The following is a 24,127-nucleotide window of genomic DNA, read 5'->3' on the forward strand; positions in this document are numbered from 1 at the left end:
CCCGTGCGACCCTTCACCCGCCTGATGACCGCCGAAGGCCTGAAATTGCGCCGCTCCCCGGCCCTTCGCCTGGTCTGGCTGCTCCCGCTCCTGTTCATCCTCGTGGAGGGGTTCTTCATCGAGCGCCCGTTCCTGAGCCTCCGGACCCTGACGCCGAAGGCCCAAACCACCTGGGACCTGCTGCAGGTCAAGATGGTGGTGGCCCTGTGGGGCGGGTTCTTCCACCCCCTGATGCTGGCCATCCTCCCGGCCCTGATCTTCAGACCCGAGCACCGGTTCAAGACCTGGCGTCACCTGCACGCCATGCCCCTGGCCCGCCGCGGCATCTTCCTGGCGAAGGCCATCTACACGCTGCTGCTGAGCGCGGCCCTGCTGATCCTCATCGGTCTGCTGCTCGCGGTGGAGCGGAAGTTCATGGGATGGATGAACCCCCTGTTGGCCTTCCCCTTGCACGGGCTGCAGGTGGCGAAAACGCTTGGCTGGTTGTGGCTGGGCAGCCTGCCCGTGATGGCCATCTATCTGTGGGTCTCGGACCGCATCAACAGCCTGGCGGTGCCTGTGGTCTTCGGCCTGGTGGGCCTGCTGCTCACCATCGCCCTCACCGGCCAGGAGCTGCCCCAGCCCTGGCGCCGCGACCTCATCCCATGGGTGCTGCCCTATGCCGCGGCAGAGCAGGTGATCCACCAGGGGCCCGCCCAGCAGGAGGGGCACATGGCACTGAAGGAGTTCCAGCCGGAGCCCAACGTGCTGCGCCTCCCCAGCGGGAAGAAGATCCGCACCTGGCAGAACGTCCCCGATGAGGTGCTGTTCCCTCCGCCGCCGCCGACACCCGCCTGGCTGTTGGCTGCGTTCAGCCTGGGTGCCGGCGTGCTGCTCCTCGGCCTCGGCTATGCAGACGCCGGACGGAACCGGGTCTGACCGGTCACATCCTCCGGGCTGGGCTCCGGCTCAGTGCAGCCGTTCCAATTCCTGTCCGGCCTGGTTGGTCTTGTAGGCGGTAGCCCCGTTCAGATGGGTGTCCTTGACCGTCAGGGTGTAGGTCAGGCCGCTGGCATCCACCACCAGGTTGTAATCCATCTTGCTGTTCCCCTGGGGCACGAAGGTCGGGAGGAGGGTCGGGCCGCTGGCGGCGCTGCCGTCGGCCTTCCAGTCGTAGGTGCCGGCCACGGCGTAGATGCCCGACTCGGCCCGGCGGTTCTCAAGGGACATCTGGAGGGTCTTGGTGTTGGCCATGGCGTCGCCGATGACCCGGGCCCGGCGCCGCTGCCCCATGTAGCTGGGGATGGCGATGGCGCTGAGGATGCCGATGATGGCCAGCACCAGCAGCAATTCGACCATGGAAAAACCGCGGGCCGAACGAGGGGAGCGACGCGAGAGTCGGGACAATAAGCCGGACATGGAACCTCCATTGGTTCTGGATCGGATGCAAGGGCCGTGCGAACCCAGGTCAATCCTTCCCGAACACATTGGCCAGGTTGAAGATGGGCAGGTACATGGCGACCACGATGAAGCCGATGATGCCGCCGAGCATGGCGATCATGATGGGTTCCATGAGGCTGGTGAGATTGGCCACGGCGTTGTCCACCTCGTCCTCGTAGAAATCGGCCACCTTGGCCAGCATGGCATCCAGGGCGCCCGTGGCCTCGCCCACGCCCACCATCTGCACCACCATGGGCGGGAAGACCTTGGTCTCCGCCAGGGGCGTGGCGATGTTGCGGCCCTGCTCCACGGCATCCTTGGACTTGAGGATGGCGTTCTGGATGACCATGTTGCCGGCGGTGCGGGCTGTGATGTCCATGCCTTCGAGGATGGGCACGCCGGAGCTGATGAGGGTGCCGAGGGTGCGGCAGAAGCGGGCCACGGCGGTCTTGCGGAGGACATCGCCGATGATGGGGATCTTCAGCATGAGCGAATCGATCTGGAGGCGGCCCGCGGGCGTCTTGTAGTACTGGCGCAGGCCCACCACGATGAGCGCGATGGCGATGATGATGATCCAGCTGTAGTTGATGAGTATGCTGGAGAGGGCCATACAGACCAGGGTGGGGAAGGGCAGCTTGCTGCCCAGGCCGTCATACATGGCCGAGAACACGGGGATGACCTTCACCATGATGATCACCACCACGGCGATGGCGATGGTGATGACGGCCACGGGGTAGGTCATGGCACCCTTCACCTTGGCGGTCAACTTCACGGCCTTCTCGATGTAGCCCGAGAGGCGCTGGAGGATGACGTCCAGGATGCCGCCGCTCTCGCCGGCGCCCACCATGTTCACGTAGAGGTCGTCGAAGGCCTTGGGGTGCTTGGAGAGGGCCGCCTGGAGGGTGAGGCCCTTCTCCACATCCAGCCGTACGGCCTCGATGATCTTCTGGAAGCCCTTGTCCTGCTGCTGGGCACCCAGGATCTCCAGGCACTGCACCAGGGGCAGGCCCGCATCGATCATCACGCTGAACTGCCGGGTGAAGATGGCCAGTTCCTTGGGTTTCACCTTGCCGAAGGACTTGGTGCCCTTGGCGGCCATGGCGCTGATGGACGTGACCTCGATGCCGTTGCGCTTGAGGGTGGCCGTGGCGGCATCCCGGGAGTCGGACACCAGGACGCCCTCCTGGGCCTCCCCCAGACGGTTCTTGCCTTTCCAGGCGTATGCGGGCATGCGGACCTCGGCGAGCTAGGAACGGTGGTGAACCCAGGATAGGCAGGAATGGATCAGTGGTGAAGACCTAATGGGTCGAGCAGAAAGGTTTAGGTGTACTTGATGTTGGGGTTCCGTCCGCCCAGGGCGGGGTTGCTGGTGGTGGCGGACTGGGCGGCGGCGGCGGCCCGGCCGCCGGCGGCGCCCACACCCACGCCCCGGTTGATGAGCTCCCGCAGCTCATCGGTGTTGGAGGAGTACTCGAAGGCCTGCTCCTGGGTGATCTCCTTGCGGAGCACCAGGTCCGAGAGGCTCTGGTTGAAGGTCTGCATGCCGTACTTGGACTGGCCGGACTGCATGGTGCCGTAGATCTGGTGGATCTTGTCCTCGCGGATGAGGTTCCGGATGGCGGAGTTGGGGATCATGATCTCCAGGGCCAGGGCCCGGCCCTTGCCGCTGGCCTTGGGGATGAGGCTCTGGCAGATGACGCCTTCCAGCACCAGGGAGAGCTGGGCGCGGATCTGGGCCTGCTGGTGGCTGGGGAACACGTCCACGATGCGGTTGATGGTCTGCACCGTGCTGTTGGTGTGCAGGGTGCCGAAGGTGAGGTGGCCCGTCTCGGCGATGGTGAGGGCCGATTCGATGGTCTCCAGGTCGCGCATCTCGCCCACCAGCACCACGTCGGGATCCTGGCGCAGGGCCGAGCGCAGGGCCTTCTTGAAGCTGTGGGTGTCCGCGTGGATCTCCCGCTGGTTCACCAGGGCGCGCTTGTGCTTGTGGACGTATTCCACCGGATCCTCGATGGTGAGGATGTGCACGGGCTCCTCGGTGTTGATCTTGTCGATCATGGCGGCCAGCGTCGTGGATTTGCCGGAGCCCGTCACCCCGGTCACCAGTACCAGGCCCCGCGGCTTGTCGCAGAGGGCCTGGACCGAGGGGGGCAGGCCCAGCAGGTCGAAGCTGCGGATGTTCTCGGGGATGGTGCGGAACACGCCCGCCGTGGCGCCCCGCTGGTTGAAGACGTTGGCGCGGAAGCGGGCCACGCCCTGGAGGCCGAAGGAGAAGTCCACCTCCAGGTCCTCCTCCAGGCGGTGCTTCTGCTGGTCCGTCATGACGCCGTAGCAGAGCCAGCGGGTCTGGGAGGCATCCATGGGCGGCAGCTTGAGGGGCACCATGCGCCCGTCGATGCGGATCTGCGGCGCGGACTCCGTGGTGATGTGGAGGTCCGTGCCCCCGTACTCCACCATCGTCTTGAGCAGCTGCTGCAGCGGAGCTACGTAGTTGGAACCGATCTCGCTCATTTGAACCTCAGGAAAGGCAACTGCTTGGACAGGATTAACAGGATGAAAGGCAGGATTGACAGGATTAAGGCTGGCGCGGGGATCGGAATTTCTTTTTGATCTGGAGGCTTCGGGCGCCGAAATTCAGCAGCAAGGCCCGTTCCAGGCCCGTGGCAGTCAGATAATTGACGACCTGAACTTCGTGCTCGGGGAGGATGGTCTGCACCGCCTTCAATTCGAGGATCAGCACACCTGCGACCAGGAGGTCCGCCCGGTACACCCCCACCAGTTCGTCCCGATAGCGAACCTCAAGTTTCACTTCTCGCTCAAACGGGATGCCCTCCAAAGCCATCTCAAGGGCCAGGGCATTCTGGTAGACCGCTTCGCTGAAGCCAGAGCCCAATGAGGAGTGCACCCGCATCGCCGCTCCGATCACCCGGCCTGACAATTCATCCTCAGCGGATTCGTCTCCCATCAGGCAATCCTTCTTTTAAATCCTGTTAATCCAGCTTTCAATCCTGTTAATCCTGTCAAAGAACCCGCCGTGTGGGTCGGCGCCTACAACACGGTTTCGCGGATGATCTCTTCGATGGTGGTGACGCCGTCGAGCACCTTGCGGCAGCCGGAGCGGCGGAGGGTGATCATGCCCTCCTTCTGGCCCTGCTCACGCAGCTCGATGGCGGAGGCGCCCGTGAGGATCATGTCCTTGAGGGTCTCGGACATCTCCAGCACTTCGTAGAGGCCCACGCGGCCCTTGTAGCCGCGCTTGTTGCAGACATCGCAGCCCACGGGTTTGTAGAAGGTGATGCCCCGCTGGATCTCCTCGGGGGTGAACCCCACTTCGCGGAGGGCCTCCTCGGGCTGGTGGTGGGTGTCCACCGCCTTGCAGCTGGCGCACAGGCGGCGCACGAGGCGCTGGGCGCAGATGATGTTCACCGAGGTGGCCACCAGGAACGGCTCCACGCCCATGTTCATGAGGCGGTTGATGGTGCTGGGGGCATCGTTGGTGTGGAGGGTGGAGAGCACCAGGTGGCCCGTGAGGGAGGCCTTGATGGCGATCTCGGCGGTCTCGAAGTCCCGGATCTCGCCCACGAGGATGATGTTCGGGTCCTGCCGGAGGAAGGAGCGCAGCGCGGCGGCGAAGTTGAGGCCGATCTGCTCCTTCATCTGCACCTGGTTGATGCCGGGGAAGTTGAACTCGACGGGATCCTCGGCGGTGAGGATGTTGGTGTCCACGGTGTTGAGCTTGGCGATGGAGGAATACAGGGTGTTCGTCTTGCCCGACCCCGTGGGCCCCGTCACCAGCACCATGCCGTAGGGCTTGGAGATCTGGCGGTCCCAGCGCTCCAGGCTCTCGGGCTCGAAGCCGAGCTTGGTGAGGTCGAGCATGAGCTTGTCGCTGTCCAGCAGCCGCAGCACGATCTTCTCGCCGAAGAGGGTGGGCAGGATGCTCACGCGGTAGTCGATGACCTTCTGCCGACCGCCCATGTTCACCCGCAGCTTGATGCGGCCATCCTGGGGCAGGCGCTTCTCCGCGATGTTGAGCTTGGCCAGGATCTTCACGCGGGAGGTGAGGGGATCCTTCAGCTTGAGGTTGGGCCGCATGACCTCCTGGAGGATGCCGTCGATGCGGAACCGGATGCGGTAGTTCTTCTCGTAGGGCTCGATGTGGATGTCGGAGGCGCCTTTCTTGATGGCGTCGATGAGCACCATGTTCACGAGCTTCACCACCGGCGCGTCTTCACTGCCCTTCTTCAGGGCACCGACGTTGATGCTCTCCTCGTCGTCGTCCGTGGTTTCGTATTCGGCGTCGGCATCCAGCTCCTGCTCCAGATCCTGGAGGTCGAAGTGCTCGTCCTGCTCGTTGAACGGCTTCCCGCCGCTGGTGTCCGTGGGTCCGGCCGCCGGCACGCCGCCACCCATGGTGGTCCGGGCGCCCTGGTTGTCCGCCAGGCGCACGCCGCTGGAGCCGCCGTAGTACCGCTCCACGGCCCGGACCAGGCCCATCTCGCTGGAAACGACGGGATCCACGTTGTAGCCCGTGTGGAACCGCACGTCATCCATGGCGAAGATGTCCGTGGGGTCGGACATGGCCAGGGTGAGCACGTTGCCCGTGCGCTGGAGGGGCAGCACCTTGTGCCGCTGGGCCAAGTCCTTGGGGATCAGGGCGATGACCGTGGGGTCGATGGGCGGCCACTGCTCCAGGTCCGCCGCCGGGACGCCGTACTGCATGCCCAGGAAGCTCACGATGTCCTGATCCGAACAGTACCCCTGGCGCACGACGATGCTGCCGAGCTTGCCGCCCTCGCGCCGCTGGATCCTGATGACATCCTCCAGCTGGGCATCCGTGATGAGCTGGGCCTTGACGAGCATTTCCCCGAGCTTGCTGACCACTGCTGCCTCCGGATGGGGTGAGGCGATGGTAACACCACCCGGGGCGCCCCCAGACGCGGCCCATTGTATGCTTGCGCCATGCCCGTCCAAGGAACCCCGCCCCAGCGCCTGCTGCTGGCCCGGCAGCTGATCCGGGAGAAGGGATTGTCCAGGACGGACCTCGCCCTGCTTGAGGACATTCTCCGGGAAGGGGCCGGCGACCTGGATCCCCTGCTGGAGGCCCCTTCGCGGGAGGCCGCCCCCGTCCGGGAATCCCCGGACCAGGCGAACCTGAGGCACCACCTCGGCCTCTTCCTGGCCTTCCTGCACCAGCTCTCCCCCCAGCGGCTGGAGGAGACCCGGCTGCCCATGGGCCCGGTCCTCCAGCACAGCCTGGGCCGCCTGGAGGAGCTGACCGCGACGGCCCACCGGGAGCTGATGGTGGAGCAGGAGCAGCCCGCCTGGGTGGGGCTCCTCCTGGACCTCATGGCCTCCCTCCGGGTCATGGCCCCTCCGTCGGGCGGGGACGCAGCGGCGCTCCGGGGCCTCTGGGCCGCCTTCCTGCAGGATCACCGGGATTCCTTCCGCCAGATCCTGGCCGCCCTCCAGACCTGCGCCGAAGGACCGGAGACCGTGGCCGCCCTGAACGCGCAGATGAAAGTGGTGAACCGGGCCATCCAGGGCCGGGGCCGGCTGGAGGAATCCCTGGCCCGGCTGGCGGAGCAGCTGGAGGCCTGCATCCCGCCGGAGTTCCATGCCCGGGCCGAGCCCCTGCTGCTGCTGCACCACGTGGTGTCCAACCTGCGCCTCGGCCTGATGCGCCCCCTGGACCCGGGCGCCCACTGGCCCGCCGTGGAGCAGGTTCGGGGAAGCCTCCGCTGGCTCTGGGACCACCTGGGCTGGGTGCTGCCCCGCATGGACGCCGAGCTGTTCCGGGACCGCGTCCCGGCCGATCTGAGGCAGCTGCTGCAGGAGCTCCGCCGGGAGGACCGGACCGTCTTCTCCGTGGTGGCCCAGGCCCTGGTCAGCCACATCTCGCTCCTCGGCCTGATGGAATCCCTGCGCCAGCCGGCGGAACCCGGCGCCCAGGACCTCTTCGCGGCCGTGCCCACCTTCCTCGTCGTCGAATCCGAGCTGGGCCGGGTGGCGGAGCGCGCCTACGACCCCGCCCGGGCCGCGCTTCTGGATCCGGACCGGCCCGAGACGCCGCGCCTCCGGGCCTACCTGCGGCAGGCGGTGCTGAACCTGCGCCAGGACCAGGCTACCCTCCAGGGCCTCCTCCACCAGGCCCTGGCCGCGGGAGATCTCGAACAGCTGGCCCAGGCCCAGGACAACCTCCGGAGGCTGCTCGTCAACCACCAGAAGCAGCTGGCGGGCGAGCTGGTGGGGCTGTTCTCGCCGGATGTCCAGCAGCGGCTCTTCCCGGATTCCCCAAGCCTGATGGAAGAGGGCGAGCGGCTCCGGCTGCGCATCCAGCGGCTCTGGGAGCAGGTTCCGCCCATCCACGCCCACCTTCTGCTGAGCCTGGAGCTCCAGGACTGGCCGCGCCTGGCACTGGGTCTCGCCCAGGCCTACCGCCACCTCCTCGCCTTCCGCCGCAGCGCGGAGTTCCCCCTCATGCGCCGGCCGGACCGGGAGGAGGCCGGCCGGCTCATCCAGGACCTGGGCCGGCTGCTGGAGTCCCCGGAGGAAGTGCACCAGGCCCTCCGGGACGCCATGGACGTCCTTGGGGAGCTGCTCCGGTTCCTGGAACTGTTCATGCTCCGCATCAACGCCCGCGTCCCCCTGATCCGCCGCGACCTCGAAGTGGCCCAGGAATCCCTGAAGCTCATCGCCGGCCTGAACGGAAACCCCACCGGCCCGGAACGCACCCGGATCTCGCACCGGCTGATCCAGAACGCCAAGCGCCTGGGGGTCCGGGACGCCCAGGCGCTGACCCTCCTGAAACGCTGGGTCCGCGCCGAACGCGGCCAGAAGGAAGGCGCCCCGCCGGTCCTGGACCAGCTCGCCGCCCATCTGGGCCAACTGGTCCTGAGGCTGGAAGCCGCGTTGGGCTAGGATTGCCTAATAGAACCCCCTTCGGGAGCCCCATGCATCGCATCCACTGGCTGGAACCCCATCCCTCCCGGGCGGGCGATGCATTGCGCGAGGCCCTCGCGGGCTGGGGGCACGAGGTGGTGCCGGGAGCGGGTCCGGGATCGCTGGTGCTGGTCGCCGAGCGGCCGGACCCGGCCCTGATCCCCCTGGAGGGATCCGAGATCCTGTGGTGGGTCCAGCGGGCCGAAGCCGAGGAGGTCAGCGCGGTGCTGGGCCAGCGGCCCGGCTGGGTGCTCCTCCAGGACCGCCCCCTGGAGGCCGCCCGGGAGGCCCTCCGGCAGCTGCGCCAACGGGACCTCGGCAGCGAGGGCTGGCTGCGCCAGATGCTGCACCTCGCCACCCTGGACGACCTGCTCAAGCTCATGCTCGGCCGGGCCATCCGGCAGTCCCGGGCCCAGGGCGGCGCCATCTGGATCCGGAAGGAGGACACCTTCTTCCAGCGGGCCGGGGACGGATCGTTCCCCGAGGCCCCCCTGCCCCGCCCGGAGGCCCTGGACCTGGTGCACCGCGGGAAGGGGTTCCTGCTGGCCGCTTCGGAGCAGCTGGGCCTCCTGCGCCTGGTGGACCCCCGGGAGCCGCCGGAGCGGTTCCTCACGGGGTTCGGGGACGTGGAGCCCCTGCTGCTCAATGCCTGGCGGCTGGAGGAGAGCCGCGCCCTGTCCTTCAAGGACGACCTCACGGTGGCCCAGAACCGCCGCTGCCTGGAGGCGGAGCTGCCCCAGGCCGTGCGCGCGGCGGCCGCCAAGGGCGAGTCCGTGGCCCTGGTCTTCATCGACGTGGACGACCTCAAGCAGGTGAACAGCCAGTACGGCCACCCCGCGGGGAGCATCGTGCTCGAGGCCGTGGCCCGGATCGCCCAGCGGCTCTGCCGCGCCCACGATCGCCTCTACCGCTACGGGGGGGACGAGTTCTGCATCCTCATGCCGGGAACCCTGGCCCGGGGCGCCCAGAAGCTGGCGGAGCGCCTGGTGCAGGTCGTCCTGAGCCAGCCCGTGGCCCTGGGCGACGAGCGCCTGGCCATCTCCCTCAGCGCCGGCGTCGCCGCCTTCCCCGAGCACGCGGACGGCGCCGGCCACCTCATCGAGGAAGCCGACCGCGCCCTGCTCCGCGCCAAGCGCGAGGGCAAGCGGCAGGTGGTGGTGGCGGGGGCATGACACCCATTCGCGTTCAATCGTAAGAGATCCACCACGGAGGCCCAGAGCATGGGCACACGGGAAGCGGCGGGTCCGGATGCCCCAAAAAGGATCCGGACTCGCCGCCTCCCGTGGCTTCCGGCTTGGCCGGAAGCGGCCTCCGGCCTGCCCATGACGGAGGAACACGGAGGCCTCCGTACCTCCTCCGTGGCCCCGGTGTCTCCGTGGTGAAGCTCTAGCATTGAACGCTTGGTGGTGTTGAGGCCCTACTTCCGCTTCTTCTTCCGGCCCTTCTCCGCTCCGAACACCTTGGCGAGGAAACCCTCCTCGCCTGCTCCGGCGGGCTCACCCTCCAGGCTCCGGCGGAGCTGCTCCAGGAGCTCGCGCTGTTCGCCGGTGAGGGACTTGGGCACGGCCACCCGCAGGTGCAGGTAGAGGTCGCCGCGGCCGGCGCCCTGGAGGCGGGGGACGCCCGCGTTCACCAGCTTCACCACGTGATCGGCGGGAGTGCCCGCGGCCAGCTTCACCTTGTCGGGACCGTAGGGGGTCTCCACCTCCAGGGTCCCCCCTGTCACCAGCAGGGGCCAGGACACCTCCAGGCGCTGGTGCAGGTCCAGGCCATCCCGCTCGTACTTCGGATCCGCCTCCACGTCGAAGACCACGTACAGGTCGCCGGTGCGGCCCCCAAAGCGGCCGGCCTCGCCCTGGTTCTGCAGGCGGAGCCGGGTGCCCCGGTCCACGCCCGCGGGCACCTTGAAGCTGACCTTCGACTTGCGCTGGATGCGGCCCTCGCCCCGGCACTCGCGGCAGGGCTTGGGGATGATGCGCCCCTTGCCCTCGCAGCGAGGGCAGGGCGTGAGCATCTGGAAGAAGCCCTGGCGCATGGCCACCTGGCCCGCGCCCCGGCACTGGGGGCAGGTCTCCGGTCGGGTCCCCGGCTCGCAGCCGGAGCCGTGGCAAGTGCCGCAGGCCTCCAGGCGCGGGATGCTCAGTTCCACGCTCTCCTTGCCGAAGATGGCGTCCCGGAAGCTCAGCTTCAGGTTGTACTGCAGGTCCGAGCCCCGCTCCTCGCCGGTGGACCGGCGACGGCCCCCACCGCCGAAGAGGTCCCCGAAGAGGCCGCCGCCGAAGAAGCTGCCGAGGATGTCCTCGAAATCCGCGAACTGGTTCGGGTCGAACTGGAACTGCTGGCCGCCCCCGGCGCCTCCCACGCCCGCATGGCCGTACTGGTCGTAGGCCCGCCGCTTTTCGGGGTCCGACAGCACGCTGTAGGCCTCGGCGGCCTCCTTGAACTTCTCCTCGGCTTCCTTGTTGCCCGGGTTGCGGTCGGGATGCAGTTCCATGGCCAGCTTGCGGTAGGCCTTCTTCAGCTCGTCCGCCCCGGCCTCCTTGGATACGCCGAGCACTTCGTAGTAGTCACGCTTCATGTTTGATCAGTCCTCAGTCTTCAGTCTTCAGGGCTCAGTCTTCAGTGGCGGCCCCCATTCGGGCGGCCGGCTGATCCGGGCGTCTTGTCGAATGAAACGGCAAGACCCGTCACCAGGCGAGCCACTTCCTGGGACAACCCAATCAAGTCTCCATTCTCACCCAAAAAGCCCAGTTGCTGGGCGAGGTCCAGCTGGAATTCGAGTTCCCCCTCAGATCCAAGGGCGATGTCCACGAATCTAAGGAAGTCCTGTTCGCTCCGACGGGCACAACCCTCCACGAGATTGGAGGGAACAGATACCGCGGACCGGCGCAGCTGAGAGGCGAGCCCAAACCGCTCTTCTGAGGGAAATCCTGCCGTGGCGCGGTACACCTTCAGGGCCAGCTCCCGGGCCTTTGCGAAAGCCACCAGCTGGGGTGATCCCTCATGGCGGCTCCACACGCATGGTCCTGAACGGCCTCACTGAAGACTGAAGACCGAGGACTGAAGACTGGATCTCAGTTCGGTCCCGCCCCCTCCTGGTCCTCGTGCTCCAGGGAGGCCATCATGGCTTCGCTGGCGGCGAGGACGGCGTCGGTCAGCAGGTTCTGGGCCTCGAGCAGCTGGCCCTCGCAGGCCCGCAGGGCCTCGGAGTCCTGGGCGGCCACGGCCCGCCGGGCCCTGGAGAGCACGTCCCGGATCATGGCCTGCTGATCCTCCCGCAGGAACTTGCCGCACTCCGCGAAGCTCTTGTCGCAGGAGAAGATCAGCCCCTCGGCGGAAGCGATGTACTTCAGCGCGTCCCGCTTCTTCACGTCGGTCTCGGCGTTGGCCAGGGCCTCGCGGATCATGCGCTGGATCTCCAGCTCGGAGAGGCCGGAGCTGGGGCGGATGCTCAGGCCCTGCTCCAACCCGGTCATGAGGTCGCGGGCGGAGACCTTGACGATGCCGTTGGAGTCGATGTCGAAGGCCACTTCGATCTGAGGCACGCCCTTGGGCAGGGGCGGCAAGTTGATGAGGTCGAAGCGGCCGAGGCTCTTGTTGTGCTCCGCCAGCTCGCGTTCACCCTGCAGCACGTGGATCTCCACCCGGTTCTGGTTGTCCGTCACCGTGGTGAAGGTGCGGGCGTCGCGGGTGGGGATGGTGGCGTTGCGCTGGATGATCTTCACGAAGCCGCCGCCCTGGGTCTCGATGCCCAGAGACAGGGGCGTGACGTCCAGCAGCACCAGGTCCTTGATGTCGCCTTTCAGCACGGCGCCCTGGATGGAGGCGCCGGTGGCCACCACCTCGTCGGGATTGATGCTCCGGTTGGGCTCCTTGCCGAAGAAGTCCCGCACGAGGCGCTGCACCAGCGGCATGCGGGTCTGCCCGCCCACCAGGATCACTTCGTCCACCTGGTTCGGCGTCTTGCCGCCCTGCTCCAGCGCATCCTTGATGGGGATCAGGGTCTGCTGCACCAGGCCGCGGGCCATGCCCTCCAACTGCTCCCGGCTGAGGGTGGCCTCCAGGTGCTGGGGGCCGCTGGCGGCCTGGGCGATGAAGGGCAGCCGGATGTCCACGCGCTCCAGGGTGGACAGCTCGCACTTGGCCTTCTCGCTGGCCTCCTTCAGCCGCTGGAGGGCCATGCGGTCCGAGGACAGGTCGATGCCGGTCTTCTCGTGGAACTGCTCCACGAGCCAGTTCTGGATGGCCAAGTCGATGTCCTCGCCGCCCAGGAAGGTGTCGCCGCTGGTGGCCAGCACCTCGAACACGCCGTCGTTCATCTCCATCAGCGTGAAGTCGAAGGTGCCGCCGCCGAAGTCGTAGATGGCCAGGATCTGCTTGAGCCCCTTCTTGTTGAAGCCGTAGGCCAGGGCCGCCGCCGTGGGTTCGTTGATGATGCGCTGCACGTTGAGGCCGGCGATCTTGCCGGCATCCTTGGTGGCCTGCCGCTGGGCATCGTCGAAGTAGGCGGGGACCGTGATGACGGCGTCCGAGACGTCCTCGTGCAGGAAGGCCTCGGCCGCCTGCTTCAGGGAGCGGAGGACGATGGCCGTGACTTCGGGCGGGGCGTAGTCGCGCTCGCCGACACGCAGCCAGGCATCCCCGTTGGGGGCGGCCACCACCGGGAAGGGGAGGCGGCCCACGGCCTCCTGGACCTTGGGGGCGCTGAACCGCTGCCCGATGAGCCGCTTGACGGCGAAGAGCGTGCGCTGGGGGTTCGTGACGGCCTGGCGCTTGGCGATGTGGCCCACCAGCACGTCGCCCTTGTCCGTGAACGCCACCACCGAGGGCGTGGTGCGGCTGCCTTCGCGGTTGGGGATGACGCGCGAATCCCCGCTCTCCATCACGCAGACGCAACTGTTCGTCGTTCCCAGATCAATGCCGATCAGTTTGCCTGCCATGGGTGGAACTCCGGGGGAAACGCTGCTTCATGATAGATCTAAGTCTTGACTCATCCAACAAAGCCAGGACCGGAGGCCGCTAGGACTTTCCCGGTTCCTGGAGCCGGTTCACCACCACGCGGGCCGGGCGCAGGAGCTGCCCCTTGAGGTTGTAGCCGCGCTCGTAGACCGCGGCCACGGCCCCATCCGGAAGATTCGGATCACTGAAGGTGGTGAGGGCCTCCGCGTGGAGGGCGTCGAAGGAGTCGCCGACCTTGAGCGGGAGGGGCTCCACGTTCATGCGGCGCAGGGCCTCCACGAACTGCTTCTGGATGAGTTCCACGCCGGCGCGGAAGGATTCCACATCCTGGTACGAAGCGCCGAGGCCCCGCTCGAAGTTGTCGAGCACCGGCAGGACCTCGAGGAGGATCTTCCGCTCCGCCTGCTCCACCGCCATGGCGATGTCGCGCTGGGCCCGGTTGCGGAAGTTGTTGAAGTCCGCCGCGAGGCGGCGGTGCTGGTCCATCAGCTCGGCCTCGCGCCGGAGCATCTCCTCCATCTGATGTTCGGCCTCGGTGAGCGCCGATTCGAGGTCCACCCGGGGCTCTCCCGAGTCCTGGAGATCGCCATCCCCGCCCGGCTGCCCATCGAAGCCGGAGGCCACCTCGTCGGCGACGGACTGGAGGTCCCCGTCCAGGGCGTCATCCAGGCTGAGATCCACCACGTCCTCGGGCTCTTCGGCCGGCGGGGCGGGCTTGTCATGGGGCTCGCGGGGGGTGCCTGTGGTCATGGCAGCAGTATACGCAAGAACGGTCAGGACCCGCCCTGCCGCCGCTGGATCTGGCGCGACCACCAGCGCAGGCCACCCATGACCCGGCCGTAGTCCATGCGCAGCGGTCCCACCAGGGCGAAGGTGACGTAGCCCGCCGGGCCGAGGCCCACGGTGCGCACCGCCGTGGCCAGGGGCCAGCCCTCCAGGTAGGGGTTCTCGGAGCCCAGCAGCAGCTGGACATCCTGGGAGGCCCGGTCCGCGAAGGCGTTCAGGAGGCGGGCGAGGCGGCCCCGCTCCTCGAAGGCCGCCACCAGACCCCGGAACCGGGCCACATCCTCGAATTCGGGCAGCCCGCCCAGGCGGCCGAGGCCGGACACCAGGACCGGGGGATCGCCCGCCGCCCCCTCCTCCGGCCAGCGGGAGGCCAGCTCCTGGAGGCGGGTCCGCAGGGTCTCGCCTTCCCGGGCCCCCGCCTCGAGGGCCTCCAGGAGCCGCGACCGCATCTCCACAAGGGTCAGGCCCGCAAACTGGGCGGTGGCGTAGTTCCCCAGCTCCGTCAGGACGGTATCCGGGTAGTTCCACGGGTTGTCCATCAGGCGGTGGTCCACCTCGCCGAGGCTGCCCACCCAGATGGCCACCAGGCGCCCGGGCCCCACGGACACGAACTCCAGGCGCACCAGGCGGCTCTGCGTCAGCGGCAGGGGGAGGGCCACGCAGACGCCGCCCATGACCTCCGCCAAGGTCCGGCTGGCGTGGCGGGCCCAGGACTCGGGATCCAGCTCCAGGCCGTCCAGGGTGGCAGCCAGGCGGCCTTCCAGCTCGGGATCCGGGGCCTGGGCCTGCAGCCAGCGGTCCACGTAGTAGCGGTAGGCCCGCTCCGTGGGCACACGTCCCGCGGACGTGTGGGGCTGGGCCACCAGGGACTCGTCCTCCAGATCCGACAGCACGTTCCGGATGGTGGCGCTGGAGAGGGGCTCGGGGAAGCGCTTGGCCAGCAGACGGGAGCCCACCGGCTCCCCCGCCTCGAGGTAGGCCTCGATGAGGGTGCGGAGCACGGATTCGCCGCGGGGATTGAGGTTGGGGGTCGCCATGGTGGGTAAACTTTGTCGGGCTGTCATACTATATACCCCCCAACGGAGGTCCCATGCGCACCATCCTGACCCGTCTCTCCCTCGCCGCAGCGCTCGTTCTGGCGGTGGGATGCAACCGCAAGAGCGAGGCTGCCATCCAGGCCGAAGAGGCCGCCAAGACCGCCGAGGCCAAAGTTGCCCAGCTCGAGCAGCAGCTGGCCGAGGCCAAGTCCGGCAAGGTCACCGGCGCCGACGCCGACACGGTCCAGCAGGTGACCAAGTCCCAGGTGAAGGCCCTGGAGCGCCAGGTGGCCGATGCGAAGCGGCGGGCCGAGGCCAAGAAGCAGGAGGCCGCCGTCCTGGCCTCCGCCCCCGCCCCCAAGGAGGCCCCCAAGGCCGTGGTGGTGGAAGTGCCCACAGGCACGAAGCTGGAGATCGCCCTGGCCCGTGAGCTGGCCACGGACAAGGACCAGCCCGGGGATGCCTGGGAAGGCTCCCTGGCCTCGGACGTGGTGGTGGACGGCAAGCTGGTCTGGAGCGCCGGCAGCTCCGCCCGCGGCGTCGTGACCCAGAGCGCCGCTGCGGGCCGCCTGAGCAACGGCCAGGGCGCCCTCGGCATCCGGCTCACGGAGATCGCCGGCGTCGGCATCGACACGGACACCCACGTGGTCGTGGCCACCGCCCGCGGCGAGCGCAACGCCAAGTACATCGGCGGTGGCGCGGCCCTCGGCGCCCTGGTGGGCCTGCTCTCGGACAAGAAGCACCAGGGTGACCACGCCCTCGGCGGCGCGGCCATCGGCGCCGCCGCCGGCACCGCCGTGGCCGCCGGCACCGCCGACACCGTCATCCGCATCCCCGCCACCAAGCCCGTGGCGTTCAGCCTGACGAGCCCGGAGAAGGTGACGCTGAAGAAGTAGCTGGTGGCTATCGGCTATCAATCAAAAAGGAAGCGGGAGGCGAGCCTCCCGCTTCTGCTTTTACTGAAAGCTGACAGCTGATAGCCCCCTTCACGCCTCCAGCGCCTGCAGCCGCTCGGCCTCGAAGGCGGCGCGCAGGGGCTCGATGATGGGCTCGATCTGGCCGCCCATGAAGCTGTCGATCTGGTGGATGGTGACGCCCACGCGGTGGTCGGTGACGCGGCCCTGGGGGAAGTTGTAGGTGCGGATCTTCTCGCTGCGGTCGCCGCTGCCCACCTGGGACTTGCGCAGGGCCGAGTGGGCCGCGTCGGCCTCCTCCTGGGCCTTCTGGAGCAGGCGGCTGCGCAGCACGGTCATGGCCTTGGCCATGTTCTTGAGCTGGCTGCGCTCATCCTGGCAGCTCACCACCGTATTCGTGGGCAGGTGCGTGAGGCGCACGGCGGAGTAGGTGGTATTCACGCTCTGGCCGCCCTTGCCGCCGGAACAGAAGGTGTCGATGCGCAGGTCCTTCTGGTCGATCTGGATGTCCACCTCCTCGGCCTCGGGCATGACGGCCACGGTGGCGGCGGAGGTGTGGATGCGGCCCTGGGTCTCGGTCTTGGGCACGCGCTGCACGCGGTGCACGCCGCTCTCGAAGCGGAAGAGCGAATAGGCGCCGTCGCCCTGGATCTCGGCCACCACTTCCTTCAGTCCCCCCTGCTCGGCCTCGCTCTCATCCAGCACCGTGACCTTGAAGCCCCGGCGCTCGGCGAAGCGCACGTACATCCGGAACAGCTCCCCGGCGAAGAGCGCCGCCTCCTCGCCGCCGGTGCCGGCCCGCACTTCGAGGATGACGTTCTTGGCATCGGCGGGATCCTTGGGAATGAGCAGGCGCCGGATCTCCGCCTCACCTTCCGCGATGGCCTTCTTGAGGTCGGGGATCTCGAGCTCCGCCATCTCGCGCAGCTCCGCGTCCATGGACTTGTCGCCCAGGATGAGCTCGGCCTCCTCCAGCTGCTTCATCCGCGTGCGCTGCGCCTGGAAGGCGAGCACCACCGGCTCCAGCTCCGCGCGGAGCTTGGTCAGCTCCCGCAGGCGCTTGGGATCGGAGACCACGGCGGGATCCTGCAGCTGCGCCTCCACTTCCTGGAAGCGGGCGTCCACGGCTTCAAGTTGATCGAGCATGTCCCACCTTTTCGGCTACCTCCGAATTCCGGCAAAGCCGGGATTTGGAGCACACAAAAAAGAAGAACGGGCCGATGGTTCGGCCCGTTCTTTGGAATGCGGAAGCTAGGCTTCGGTCGTCTCGGCGGCGGCTTCGGGAGCGGCGGCCGGGGCTTCCTTCTTCGCGTACTTCTTGTTGAACTTCTCCACGCGGCCCTCGGTGTCCATCAGGCGCTGCTTGCCGGTGAAGTAGGGGTGGCAGGCCGAGCAGATTTCCACGCGCAGCTCCTTCTTGGTGGAGCGCGTCATGAACTCGTTGCCGCAGGCGCAGTGCACCATCACGTCGTGCAGCTCGGGGTGGATCTTTTCCTTCATCTCTTCCTCCTGGGACCGACCGGATGCCCCCATGGGCGGGGTGAACGCACGCGGCTTGTCCACGCAAGACAGAAAGCATATCGCCAAATCCCTGATTCCTCAAGGAGCATTCCCGGAGGGCCGGGGATGGAGCCGGTTCAGCCCTCCTGCTCCCGGGGAGTCAGGACCCAGCGCTCGGCGAGAACCCGCCGCAGCCTCTGGGCCAGCATCACGCTGATGAGCACCGTGGCGTTGAAGCTCAGCTCCAGGGGCACCTGCCACCACTGGAACCGGATCCGGCCCAGGAACCCCGTCTCGATGGCGAACATGAAGGCCGTGAAGACCACGGGCTCCAGGAAGGTCTGCCAGAGAGGGCGTTCCTGGCTGTGGCGCTCCAGCAGGAAGCCCGTGTAGGCCCCGTAGAGCAGGCGTGTGGGCTTGAACCCGTGGTGGGTGGTGAACCCGAGGGGGATCGAGAGCAGGGACGTGAGCAGGACGGCCACGGCGATCCTCGCCCAGGGATCCAGCCGGAGCCAGTAGCGCCGCGCCCAGAAGTAGCCGGTCCCCACCGCCAGCCCCTGGGCCGCGGCGAAGGCCAGGCAGATGTACCAGCGCCAGCCTTCGAACCACATGTGGCTGCCCGTGGCCAGCCCGATGATCATGCCCGCGGCCAGGGCCGTGCCGCTGCGGTGGTTGGCGTCCTGGCCCTCGCCAGCTGTCAGCTCCTCGGCCAGCACTGTGGGATGTTCCTTCTCGGACAGCATCGCCGACATGGCCGATTCGCTGTCGATGCCCCGGGCTTCCGCCTCGTCGAGCAGGTGGGTCTCCAGCTCCCGGAGCAGGGTGAGGCGCCGCCGGCGCGTCAGGCCCTTGAGACCTGAGCCTACCGTCGAGAGATAGGCTTCCAGCGCCCGGAACACGACGGGACCCTAGGCCCTTGGCCCCACGAAGGCCTGGACCATGTCCACGAACTGGTTCCACTCCTTCTTCTTGGCCGCCAGGAAGGCCTGGCCCGCGGGCTGGATGGCGTAGTAGCGCCGCTCGCGCCCGTTCTCCTGGGTCTCCCAGTAGGAGGTGATGAACTCCGTGGCCTCCAGCTTGTGGAGCGCCGGGTAGAGGGCGCCCTCCTTGAGCGTGTAGGTGCCCCCGGTGCGCTGACGGACCGTCTCGATGATCTGGTAGCCGTACATGGGCCCCTCGCAGAGCAGCGACAGCAGCAGCAGGGGAGTGCTGCCCTTCAGCAGTTCACGGTCCACGGGGTCCTCCGGTTTAGTGGTCTCCATTGTGCCTCGCAAATTGAGGCCAGTCAAGGCATCGAGGTACAAATGTTTTTACAGGCAAAGGTGACTTCCGGGGCCGGTTATCGCGACAACCCGGGCGATCCACTCACTGGTCCGAATCCAGGACCAGCAACAAAAGCAGGGGGGGTCGTCCGCCTGGTCGGGATTCGAACCGGGCGGCTGCGCCGCCCACGGCTCGCGTCGGCGCCACAGAGGCTCCGTCTCTGCGAGCCCAAAGGCGAGCAGGAGGACAGCGCCAAGCGCTGTCCGTCAGACGGAGGTGGCGCCTTGGGCGATCCACTCGCTGGTTCGAATCCAGAATCATCAACAAAGGCAGGGGGCCGGATGGCCCCCTGCCTTTGTTGGTGCACCCGACTGGATTCGAACCAGCGACCTTTGGCTTCGGAGGCCAACGCTCTATCCAGCTGAGCTACGGGTACCGCGACCTTTACATGCGATTGGTTGTTTGAACGTTTTCGAATTTTCCTTCAACCAAGGCCCCTGGTGGTTCGGGAGGGGGGGGGGTAGACGAGAATCGACAATTTAGTAATCAAGACCCTACAACTGGTTGAAGTTTGGTAGTCCAGAATCGATTCTGATGCATCATTATCATATCAAAAAATTTTTTCATTATTACTATTTATCTTCAATATTTAGATATTTTAATACTTCATCCTTACAAAATAATTGCATTTTAAGCCTCTCGTTTTTGTCGTAAATTTCATACGCGTCAAATATTTTATTAATACGAACTTCCTGACTTTCATTGCTATAAAATGGATCTTTATCAATATCTTCTGGTCCTGAATATATGTCATGCATAAAGCGGCCATAATGTTCTAATGTAATAGATGAAATTAGATAATTGAAATTCTTTTTATCTTTTTCTTCTATAGCAAGCTTTTCTCCTTGCAAAATTGTTTCTTTAAATGTTGGCATTCCTTGATTTTTAAAAATTTTTTCGCCTAAAATCAAAACATTGTGAATTTGCCTTCTGGCTTGATCTTGGGCATGTACATAAATCGTATTTGTATAAACCATTGTCATTATGACCACATTTGCAATTATACCATATTTAGCCATGCTTCCCTCCAATATTTATTTTATAGGTAATCTGAGATACGAATAAATGAGCAGGATATTTAATTGTATTAGCTTCTATTGGACGCTGTAAAATATGTTTGTTTCTCGTTTTCAGTCTGTATGTAATAATTTTATTATTTATTGTTTTTTATTGCATTTGAATTGCCAATCATCACCAAAAAATCAATCACATTTTGATTGGTTGGAGGATTGCTGTTATATTGCTTGAATGTGAGTTTATTGTAATCATATGCAGCAATACTTGTAGTGATAAAATCATACATGGGATCCATAGAGCGGGAAGAATTGGAGCTTCCTGTGTCTATCCATGATCCGCGACGGGCAGATTTTAATAATTTACCAGATTTTGAATAATAATTTTCTTCTAAGGTTCTATACAGCCTATGCTCATCGACCACATTAAATTCAATTATTGAGTGAGAGTAGATACCAGAACCATCACCGGAAATTTTGGTAACATAAATAATGTTATGCAATCTATTTGGGAATCCGCCTTTAGGTACTAAAACACGCCATTCTATCCCATTAAATGCTGTCCATGATACTATATTCGATTTTTTGGGTAAATTATCAGTATGAGTGGGCCATAATCCAGATTGGGATTTATTTGATGATTTATTATTTGCATATAAAGAAATCCAACTAAGCAAGCATAACACAAATAATATTGTTAGTTTTGATTTACCTGTTGTTTTCATTGGCTCTCCTTGGCATGAAGTGTTAAATTTGCTTGATGTTTAAAAACATAGAATAGTCTGACAAACTATCTGGTTCTGATCCTATTACCCTCCGAAGATCAATTGAATAGCATTGAGTATGGATATCTTCCTTTCAAAAAAAAAAGGGGGGGGGAGTGGTACAACCATTCAGAAAGCCCAGACACAGAGTCATTTTATGGGCTTGACCGTCATTGGCGTTCCGCACTTTGGGCACTTCGGGGCCACCGGGTGCCGCTGATAGGTCTCTGTGTACCGGCAAGAAGCCTTCATGCAGGTGGCCTGATAGGTTTGAGGGCTCATGGATAACTCCCTGGTTGGCGTGGAATGACGAAAGGATCGTAAGGATGGGGGGCTCGGGTTTCAAGAAAAAATCGTAATTCGGTTCAAAAAATATTACTCCACCACTATCCATAACTTACGTCCTTCACGCCCCGCCTGGATAATCCTGAGAATGGCTTCCTGGCTATCAAGCAGGGGGGTGGTTTGGCTGTTTGGAAGGTCCAGCAGCATGGCTGAAGCCGATCCATGATTCGGCAGTGTGATGTTGCGTCCTTCCGTGGCCTGGGGTCGCGGGGGAGGCTGGTTTGGGACCTGCTTGGGTTGGAAGTCCTGGCCGCTTTCCAGGCTCTCCGTGCTGGTGCCAAATAGCTGGGCCAGAGCGGCAAGGGCTGCACCAGAAGGCCGGGACTTGTCTCGCTCCCAGGCCGATACGGCGGTCTGATCCGTATTCAAGGCAGCACCCAGTTCACCTTGGGTCCAGCCCCATGCAAAACGGACGAATCGAATGCGCTCCGCCAGCGTGCGGGGGGGACCGCTGGGAGAACCGGAGTCGTAGGGTCCGCGAGTGGGCATCTCGGTCAGGATGACTCAAACATCCCCACGGTGACACCAGGAATACGACCATTTCGTATCGCCATGTGACCAATTCATCTCATGTAGGCTTCGTAATATGGACCATGACTTCAGGCCAGCCTGGTTCAGAGGAGATCGGCCCCCCCTCCTGGGTCGGTTCAGATTCCCGTCGCCTCGGGCGTTATGTGGTGGGCCCAGTCCTGGGGCAGGGCGGCATGGGCGTGGTTCATGAGGCCTGGGACACCCTTCTGCGCCGAAGAGTTGCCCTCAAACGCCTGACCCAATCCAGCCCAGAGGCATGGGTACGGTTTCTTCAGGAGGGGCAGTTCCAAGCTCGGCTCCGCCACCCGAGCATTTGCCAAATCTACGATGCCGACACTGTGGAAGACCTGCCGGTCATCGCTATGCAGTTGATCCACGGTGAGCCTCTGTCCGATCTTCGCCCCAGGATCAATCGGGAGGACCTCCTGCGGATCCTCATGCAGGTGGCTCTTGCGGTCCATGCCGCCCACCAAGCCCAGATCCTTCATCGCGACCTGAAGCCCGGCAACATTTTGGTTGAAGAGGGCCCTGAAGGGTTTGTGCCCTTCGTGTGCGACTTCGGCCTGGCCAGGGATCTCTCAGGCCAAGGAATCACCCAGACCCACCATGGGCTTGGGACGCTCGGATTCATGGCTCCCGAGCAGCTCCACCCCCATCTCCCGTTAAGTCCTGCCACGGATGTTTACGGGATGGGTGCGACACTTCACGCGATGTTGCTGGGGCAGGCTCCAGAACCTGCCATCCAGGGTCAACTCTCCATTGATCGGCTTGGCAGCGGCGAGGGCTGGGATGACCTTCCCCGAGATATCCAGACCATGCTGGCCAAGGCCTTGGAATGGGATCCCAAGGACCGGTACCCTTCCGCCGCTGCCTTCGCGGAGGACCTGAGACGGTTTCTGGAAGGTGAGCCCTTGGTGGCTCGACCACTAGGCTGGATGGGGCGGGTTCAGCGTCGCATCGCCCATAGACCAGGACTCGCCACCACAGCAGCCCTTGGACTGCTGGCGGCCGTGGCCCTACTCGGATGGGGCTACCGGACGATCCAGTTCGCTCGCAAGCAGGCTCAGGCAGCCCAGCGCCTCGCCTTGGATACCAAGGATGTTGAGCATCTCCTTCGACTGGAGCGAATGCGACCTTTGCACGACATGCGCCCCGCCTATGCAGAGATCAGGCTTCGGATGGTTCGGCTGGAAGGGACCATCAAGGGCCTTGGAAGGGCGGCAGAGGGCCCAGGACACTACGCCCTGGGGCGTGGCTACATGGCCGTGGGGGATTCGAAGAGGGCCCTGAGCGAGCTTCAGGAGGCGTGGCGCAAAGGATTCCAGGTGCCAGACGTGGCCTATGCCCTTGGAAGAGCCCACTGTGACCTGTTCTGGGAAGCATCCACCCAGGCGGGTTTCAACGGCGACACGGCACGCATGAATGCGCTTCGCAAAGAACACATGGGCAAGGCTCTATGGTTCTTCGGCCAGGCGGGAGGGCAGAGTTTCGAGTCTCCAGATCTTGCGTTGGCTCGGATTGAGCGAGTGAAGGGCCATGCAGACACCGCTCTGGCGCTGGCCAGAAAAGCGTTTGAGGCCGATCCGTGGGAGGTCGAGGCGAAAACATCCGAGGCCTCTGCCCTGGCCCGTCTGGGGTTCGACCAGATGATCCGAGGGGAGTACGGCCAAGCCTGGGATTGGTTCAGGAAAGCAGAGGCAGCTTCACGCCAAGCTCGGGAACTGGCCAGAAGCGACGAGGGGGCCTATCAGACTGATCTGAACTGGAGGCTCGCCTGGGCTGGTTCCACGCTGGAACACGGCGAGATCGATCCTCGTTTCATGGAGCAAACCGAAGAGCTTTGCCGACAACAGCTTTCCATCAACCCAGAGAACCCTGAAAGCGTTGCAAATCTGCTGTGGGTGCAAGTTCTCAAGGCCTGGGCACTCCTCAATGCGGGCAAGGATCCCAGCGCAGTCATTGGACATGGCCTTGAATTGTATCGTTCGCTCACCTCGCCTACGGTCACGAACGCGAACATCAAGGTGGCCTGGATGGAGTTCCATCGACTGACGGCTGAATGGGATATGAGGAATGGCAGGGACCCTTCTATGCCCTTGAAGATTGCCGTGGGGGATGGTGGACATAGCGACTATCGGTTGCATGACTCTCTTGCCGAAGCCCTCCTTCTGAAGGCCAGATGGGACCTTTCACAAGGTCGGGATCCAAGTCCAGTGCTGGATCGAATGGAACCCGCCACTGAAGGCCTACACAAACGCAGGGTCGTGCATGGGTACCTAGATGCAGCCTTGGGGGAGGCACAACTGATTCGAGCCGGCTGGGCGATGAAGCAAGGACAGGATTCCCAGCCATTCATCGAGAAGGCGGAATCGTTCGCTCGGAAGAGCCTCGACTTCAATCCAAAGTCCGTCTTGCCTTACTGTCTCCTGGCGAAGATCCAATCGGCGAAGGCAAACCAGCCCGGTGCGGATCGCAGGAGATGGGTAGAGGAGGAGCGAACCTGGGTGGCAAGGGGTTTGGCGATCAAGCCCGGATATTGGCCGTTGTTTTCGCTGGGACGATCCAGCCATCGATAACCAGATTCAAGGATCTCG

Annotated in this window: 22 protein-coding genes and 1 tRNA gene; 5 read left to right on the forward strand and 18 right to left on the reverse strand. The window is 64.3% G+C overall.

Features of this window, described 5'->3' with window-relative positions:
- Positions 1-3 precede the first annotated feature (3 nt).
- The gene (locus tag G398_RS0106810; RefSeq protein WP_026853040.1) at positions 4-918 is read left to right on the forward strand and encodes an ABC transporter permease; all 915 of its coding nucleotides are present in this window, start codon (positions 4-6) and stop codon (positions 916-918) included.
- 30 nt (positions 919-948) lie between these two features.
- Here the strand turns inward: G398_RS0106810 and G398_RS16850 are convergent, their stop codons facing one another.
- From G398_RS16850 to pilB, 5 genes are all read right to left on the reverse strand, one after another.
- Complete coding sequence (locus G398_RS16850) at positions 949-1,467, reverse strand: type IV pilin protein (RefSeq protein WP_084512143.1); 519 nt, start codon at positions 1,465-1,467, stop codon at positions 949-951.
- The gene (locus G398_RS0106820; protein WP_026853041.1) at positions 1,448-2,650 is read right to left on the reverse strand and encodes a type II secretion system F family protein; all 1,203 of its coding nucleotides are present in this window, start codon (positions 2,648-2,650) and stop codon (positions 1,448-1,450) included. The genes G398_RS16850 and G398_RS0106820 overlap by 20 nt, the downstream gene beginning before the upstream one ends.
- A gap of 89 nt (positions 2,651-2,739) precedes the next feature.
- Positions 2,740-3,930 carry a type IV pilus twitching motility protein PilT gene (locus G398_RS0106825; RefSeq protein ID WP_026853042.1) on the reverse strand — a complete coding sequence of 397 codons (1,191 nt, stop codon included), beginning with the start codon at positions 3,928-3,930 and terminating at the stop codon, positions 2,740-2,742.
- Between the two features lie 64 nt (positions 3,931-3,994).
- Positions 3,995-4,384: a GxxExxY protein gene (locus G398_RS0106830; RefSeq protein ID WP_043484064.1), complete on the reverse strand. Its 390-nt coding sequence runs from the start codon at positions 4,382-4,384 to the stop codon at positions 3,995-3,997.
- An 83-nt stretch (positions 4,385-4,467) separates the two neighbouring features.
- Positions 4,468-6,303 carry a type IV-A pilus assembly ATPase PilB gene (pilB, locus tag G398_RS0106835; protein WP_026853044.1) on the reverse strand — a complete coding sequence of 612 codons (1,836 nt, stop codon included), beginning with the start codon at positions 6,301-6,303 and terminating at the stop codon, positions 4,468-4,470.
- 78 nt (positions 6,304-6,381) lie between these two features.
- On the opposite strand from pilB, the gene G398_RS0106840 reads away from it, so the two are divergent.
- The gene (locus G398_RS0106840; protein ID WP_026853045.1) at positions 6,382-8,340 is read left to right on the forward strand and encodes a hypothetical protein; all 1,959 of its coding nucleotides are present in this window, start codon (positions 6,382-6,384) and stop codon (positions 8,338-8,340) included.
- 32 nt (positions 8,341-8,372) lie between these two features.
- Entirely contained in the window at positions 8,373-9,533 is a 1,161-nt protein-coding gene (locus tag G398_RS19465; RefSeq protein ID WP_052571626.1) for a GGDEF domain-containing protein, read from the forward strand.
- A 245-nt stretch (positions 9,534-9,778) separates the two neighbouring features.
- On the opposite strand, the gene dnaJ is transcribed toward G398_RS19465, so the two are convergent.
- From dnaJ to G398_RS0106870, 5 genes are all read right to left on the reverse strand, one after another.
- Positions 9,779-10,939 carry a molecular chaperone DnaJ gene (dnaJ, locus tag G398_RS0106850; protein ID WP_026853046.1) on the reverse strand — a complete coding sequence of 387 codons (1,161 nt, stop codon included), beginning with the start codon at positions 10,937-10,939 and terminating at the stop codon, positions 9,779-9,781.
- 41 nt (positions 10,940-10,980) lie between these two features.
- The gene (locus tag G398_RS22110; protein WP_052571627.1) at positions 10,981-11,379 is read right to left on the reverse strand and encodes a four helix bundle protein; all 399 of its coding nucleotides are present in this window, start codon (positions 11,377-11,379) and stop codon (positions 10,981-10,983) included.
- 56 nt (positions 11,380-11,435) lie between these two features.
- A complete protein-coding gene (dnaK, locus tag G398_RS0106860) occupies positions 11,436-13,301 on the reverse strand; it encodes a molecular chaperone DnaK (protein WP_026853047.1) in 1,866 nt (621 codons plus the stop codon).
- Positions 13,302-13,380: 79 nt separating this feature from the next.
- A complete protein-coding gene (locus tag G398_RS19470) occupies positions 13,381-14,070 on the reverse strand; it encodes a nucleotide exchange factor GrpE (RefSeq protein WP_052571629.1) in 690 nt (229 codons plus the stop codon).
- Positions 14,071-14,093: 23 nt separating this feature from the next.
- Positions 14,094-15,143 carry an HrcA family transcriptional regulator gene (locus G398_RS0106870; RefSeq protein ID WP_026853048.1) on the reverse strand — a complete coding sequence of 350 codons (1,050 nt, stop codon included), beginning with the start codon at positions 15,141-15,143 and terminating at the stop codon, positions 14,094-14,096.
- 53 nt (positions 15,144-15,196) lie between these two features.
- Between G398_RS0106870 and G398_RS0106875 the strand changes: the two genes are divergently transcribed.
- Positions 15,197-16,039, forward strand: coding sequence for a hypothetical protein (locus tag G398_RS0106875; protein ID WP_026853049.1), 843 nt, complete (start codon positions 15,197-15,199; stop codon positions 16,037-16,039).
- 90 nt (positions 16,040-16,129) lie between these two features.
- Here G398_RS0106875 and prfA read toward each other — a convergent pair whose 3' ends face one another.
- The 8 genes from prfA to G398_RS22160 all read right to left on the reverse strand — a co-directional run bounded on the left by prfA (position 16,130) and on the right by G398_RS22160 (position 21,491).
- Positions 16,130-17,203, reverse strand: a complete 1,074-nt coding sequence (prfA, locus tag G398_RS0106880; protein ID WP_026853050.1) for a peptide chain release factor 1 — start codon at positions 17,201-17,203, stop codon at positions 16,130-16,132.
- 105 nt (positions 17,204-17,308) lie between these two features.
- Positions 17,309-17,557, reverse strand: a complete 249-nt coding sequence (gene rpmE, locus G398_RS16870) for a 50S ribosomal protein L31 (RefSeq protein WP_026853051.1) — start codon at positions 17,555-17,557, stop codon at positions 17,309-17,311.
- A gap of 137 nt (positions 17,558-17,694) precedes the next feature.
- Complete coding sequence (locus G398_RS0106890; protein WP_026853052.1) at positions 17,695-18,456, reverse strand: hypothetical protein; 762 nt, start codon at positions 18,454-18,456, stop codon at positions 17,695-17,697.
- A gap of 9 nt (positions 18,457-18,465) precedes the next feature.
- Complete coding sequence (locus G398_RS0106895; protein WP_211229056.1) at positions 18,466-18,792, reverse strand: PadR family transcriptional regulator; 327 nt, start codon at positions 18,790-18,792, stop codon at positions 18,466-18,468.
- A gap of 387 nt (positions 18,793-19,179) precedes the next feature.
- Positions 19,180-19,256, reverse strand: a tRNA-Arg gene (locus tag G398_RS0106900).
- Between the two features lie 196 nt (positions 19,257-19,452).
- The gene (locus tag G398_RS20695) at positions 19,453-19,899 is read right to left on the reverse strand and encodes a hypothetical protein (RefSeq protein WP_157492313.1); all 447 of its coding nucleotides are present in this window, start codon (positions 19,897-19,899) and stop codon (positions 19,453-19,455) included.
- Positions 19,900-20,033: 134 nt separating this feature from the next.
- A complete protein-coding gene (locus G398_RS20700) occupies positions 20,034-20,618 on the reverse strand; it encodes a hypothetical protein (RefSeq protein ID WP_157492314.1) in 585 nt (194 codons plus the stop codon).
- 414 nt (positions 20,619-21,032) lie between these two features.
- A complete protein-coding gene (locus G398_RS22160; protein WP_084512146.1) occupies positions 21,033-21,491 on the reverse strand; it encodes a helix-turn-helix transcriptional regulator in 459 nt (152 codons plus the stop codon).
- Positions 21,492-21,595: 104 nt separating this feature from the next.
- Between G398_RS22160 and G398_RS19475 the strand changes: the two genes are divergently transcribed.
- Positions 21,596-24,109: a serine/threonine-protein kinase gene (locus tag G398_RS19475; RefSeq protein WP_084512149.1), complete on the forward strand. Its 2,514-nt coding sequence runs from the start codon at positions 21,596-21,598 to the stop codon at positions 24,107-24,109.
- The last annotated feature ends 18 nt before the right edge of the window (positions 24,110-24,127 follow it).

Origin of the sequence: Geothrix fermentans DSM 14018 (assembly GCF_000428885.1) — a bacterium.
GTDB classification, from domain to species: Bacteria; Acidobacteriota; Holophagae; order Holophagales; family Holophagaceae; genus Geothrix; species Geothrix fermentans.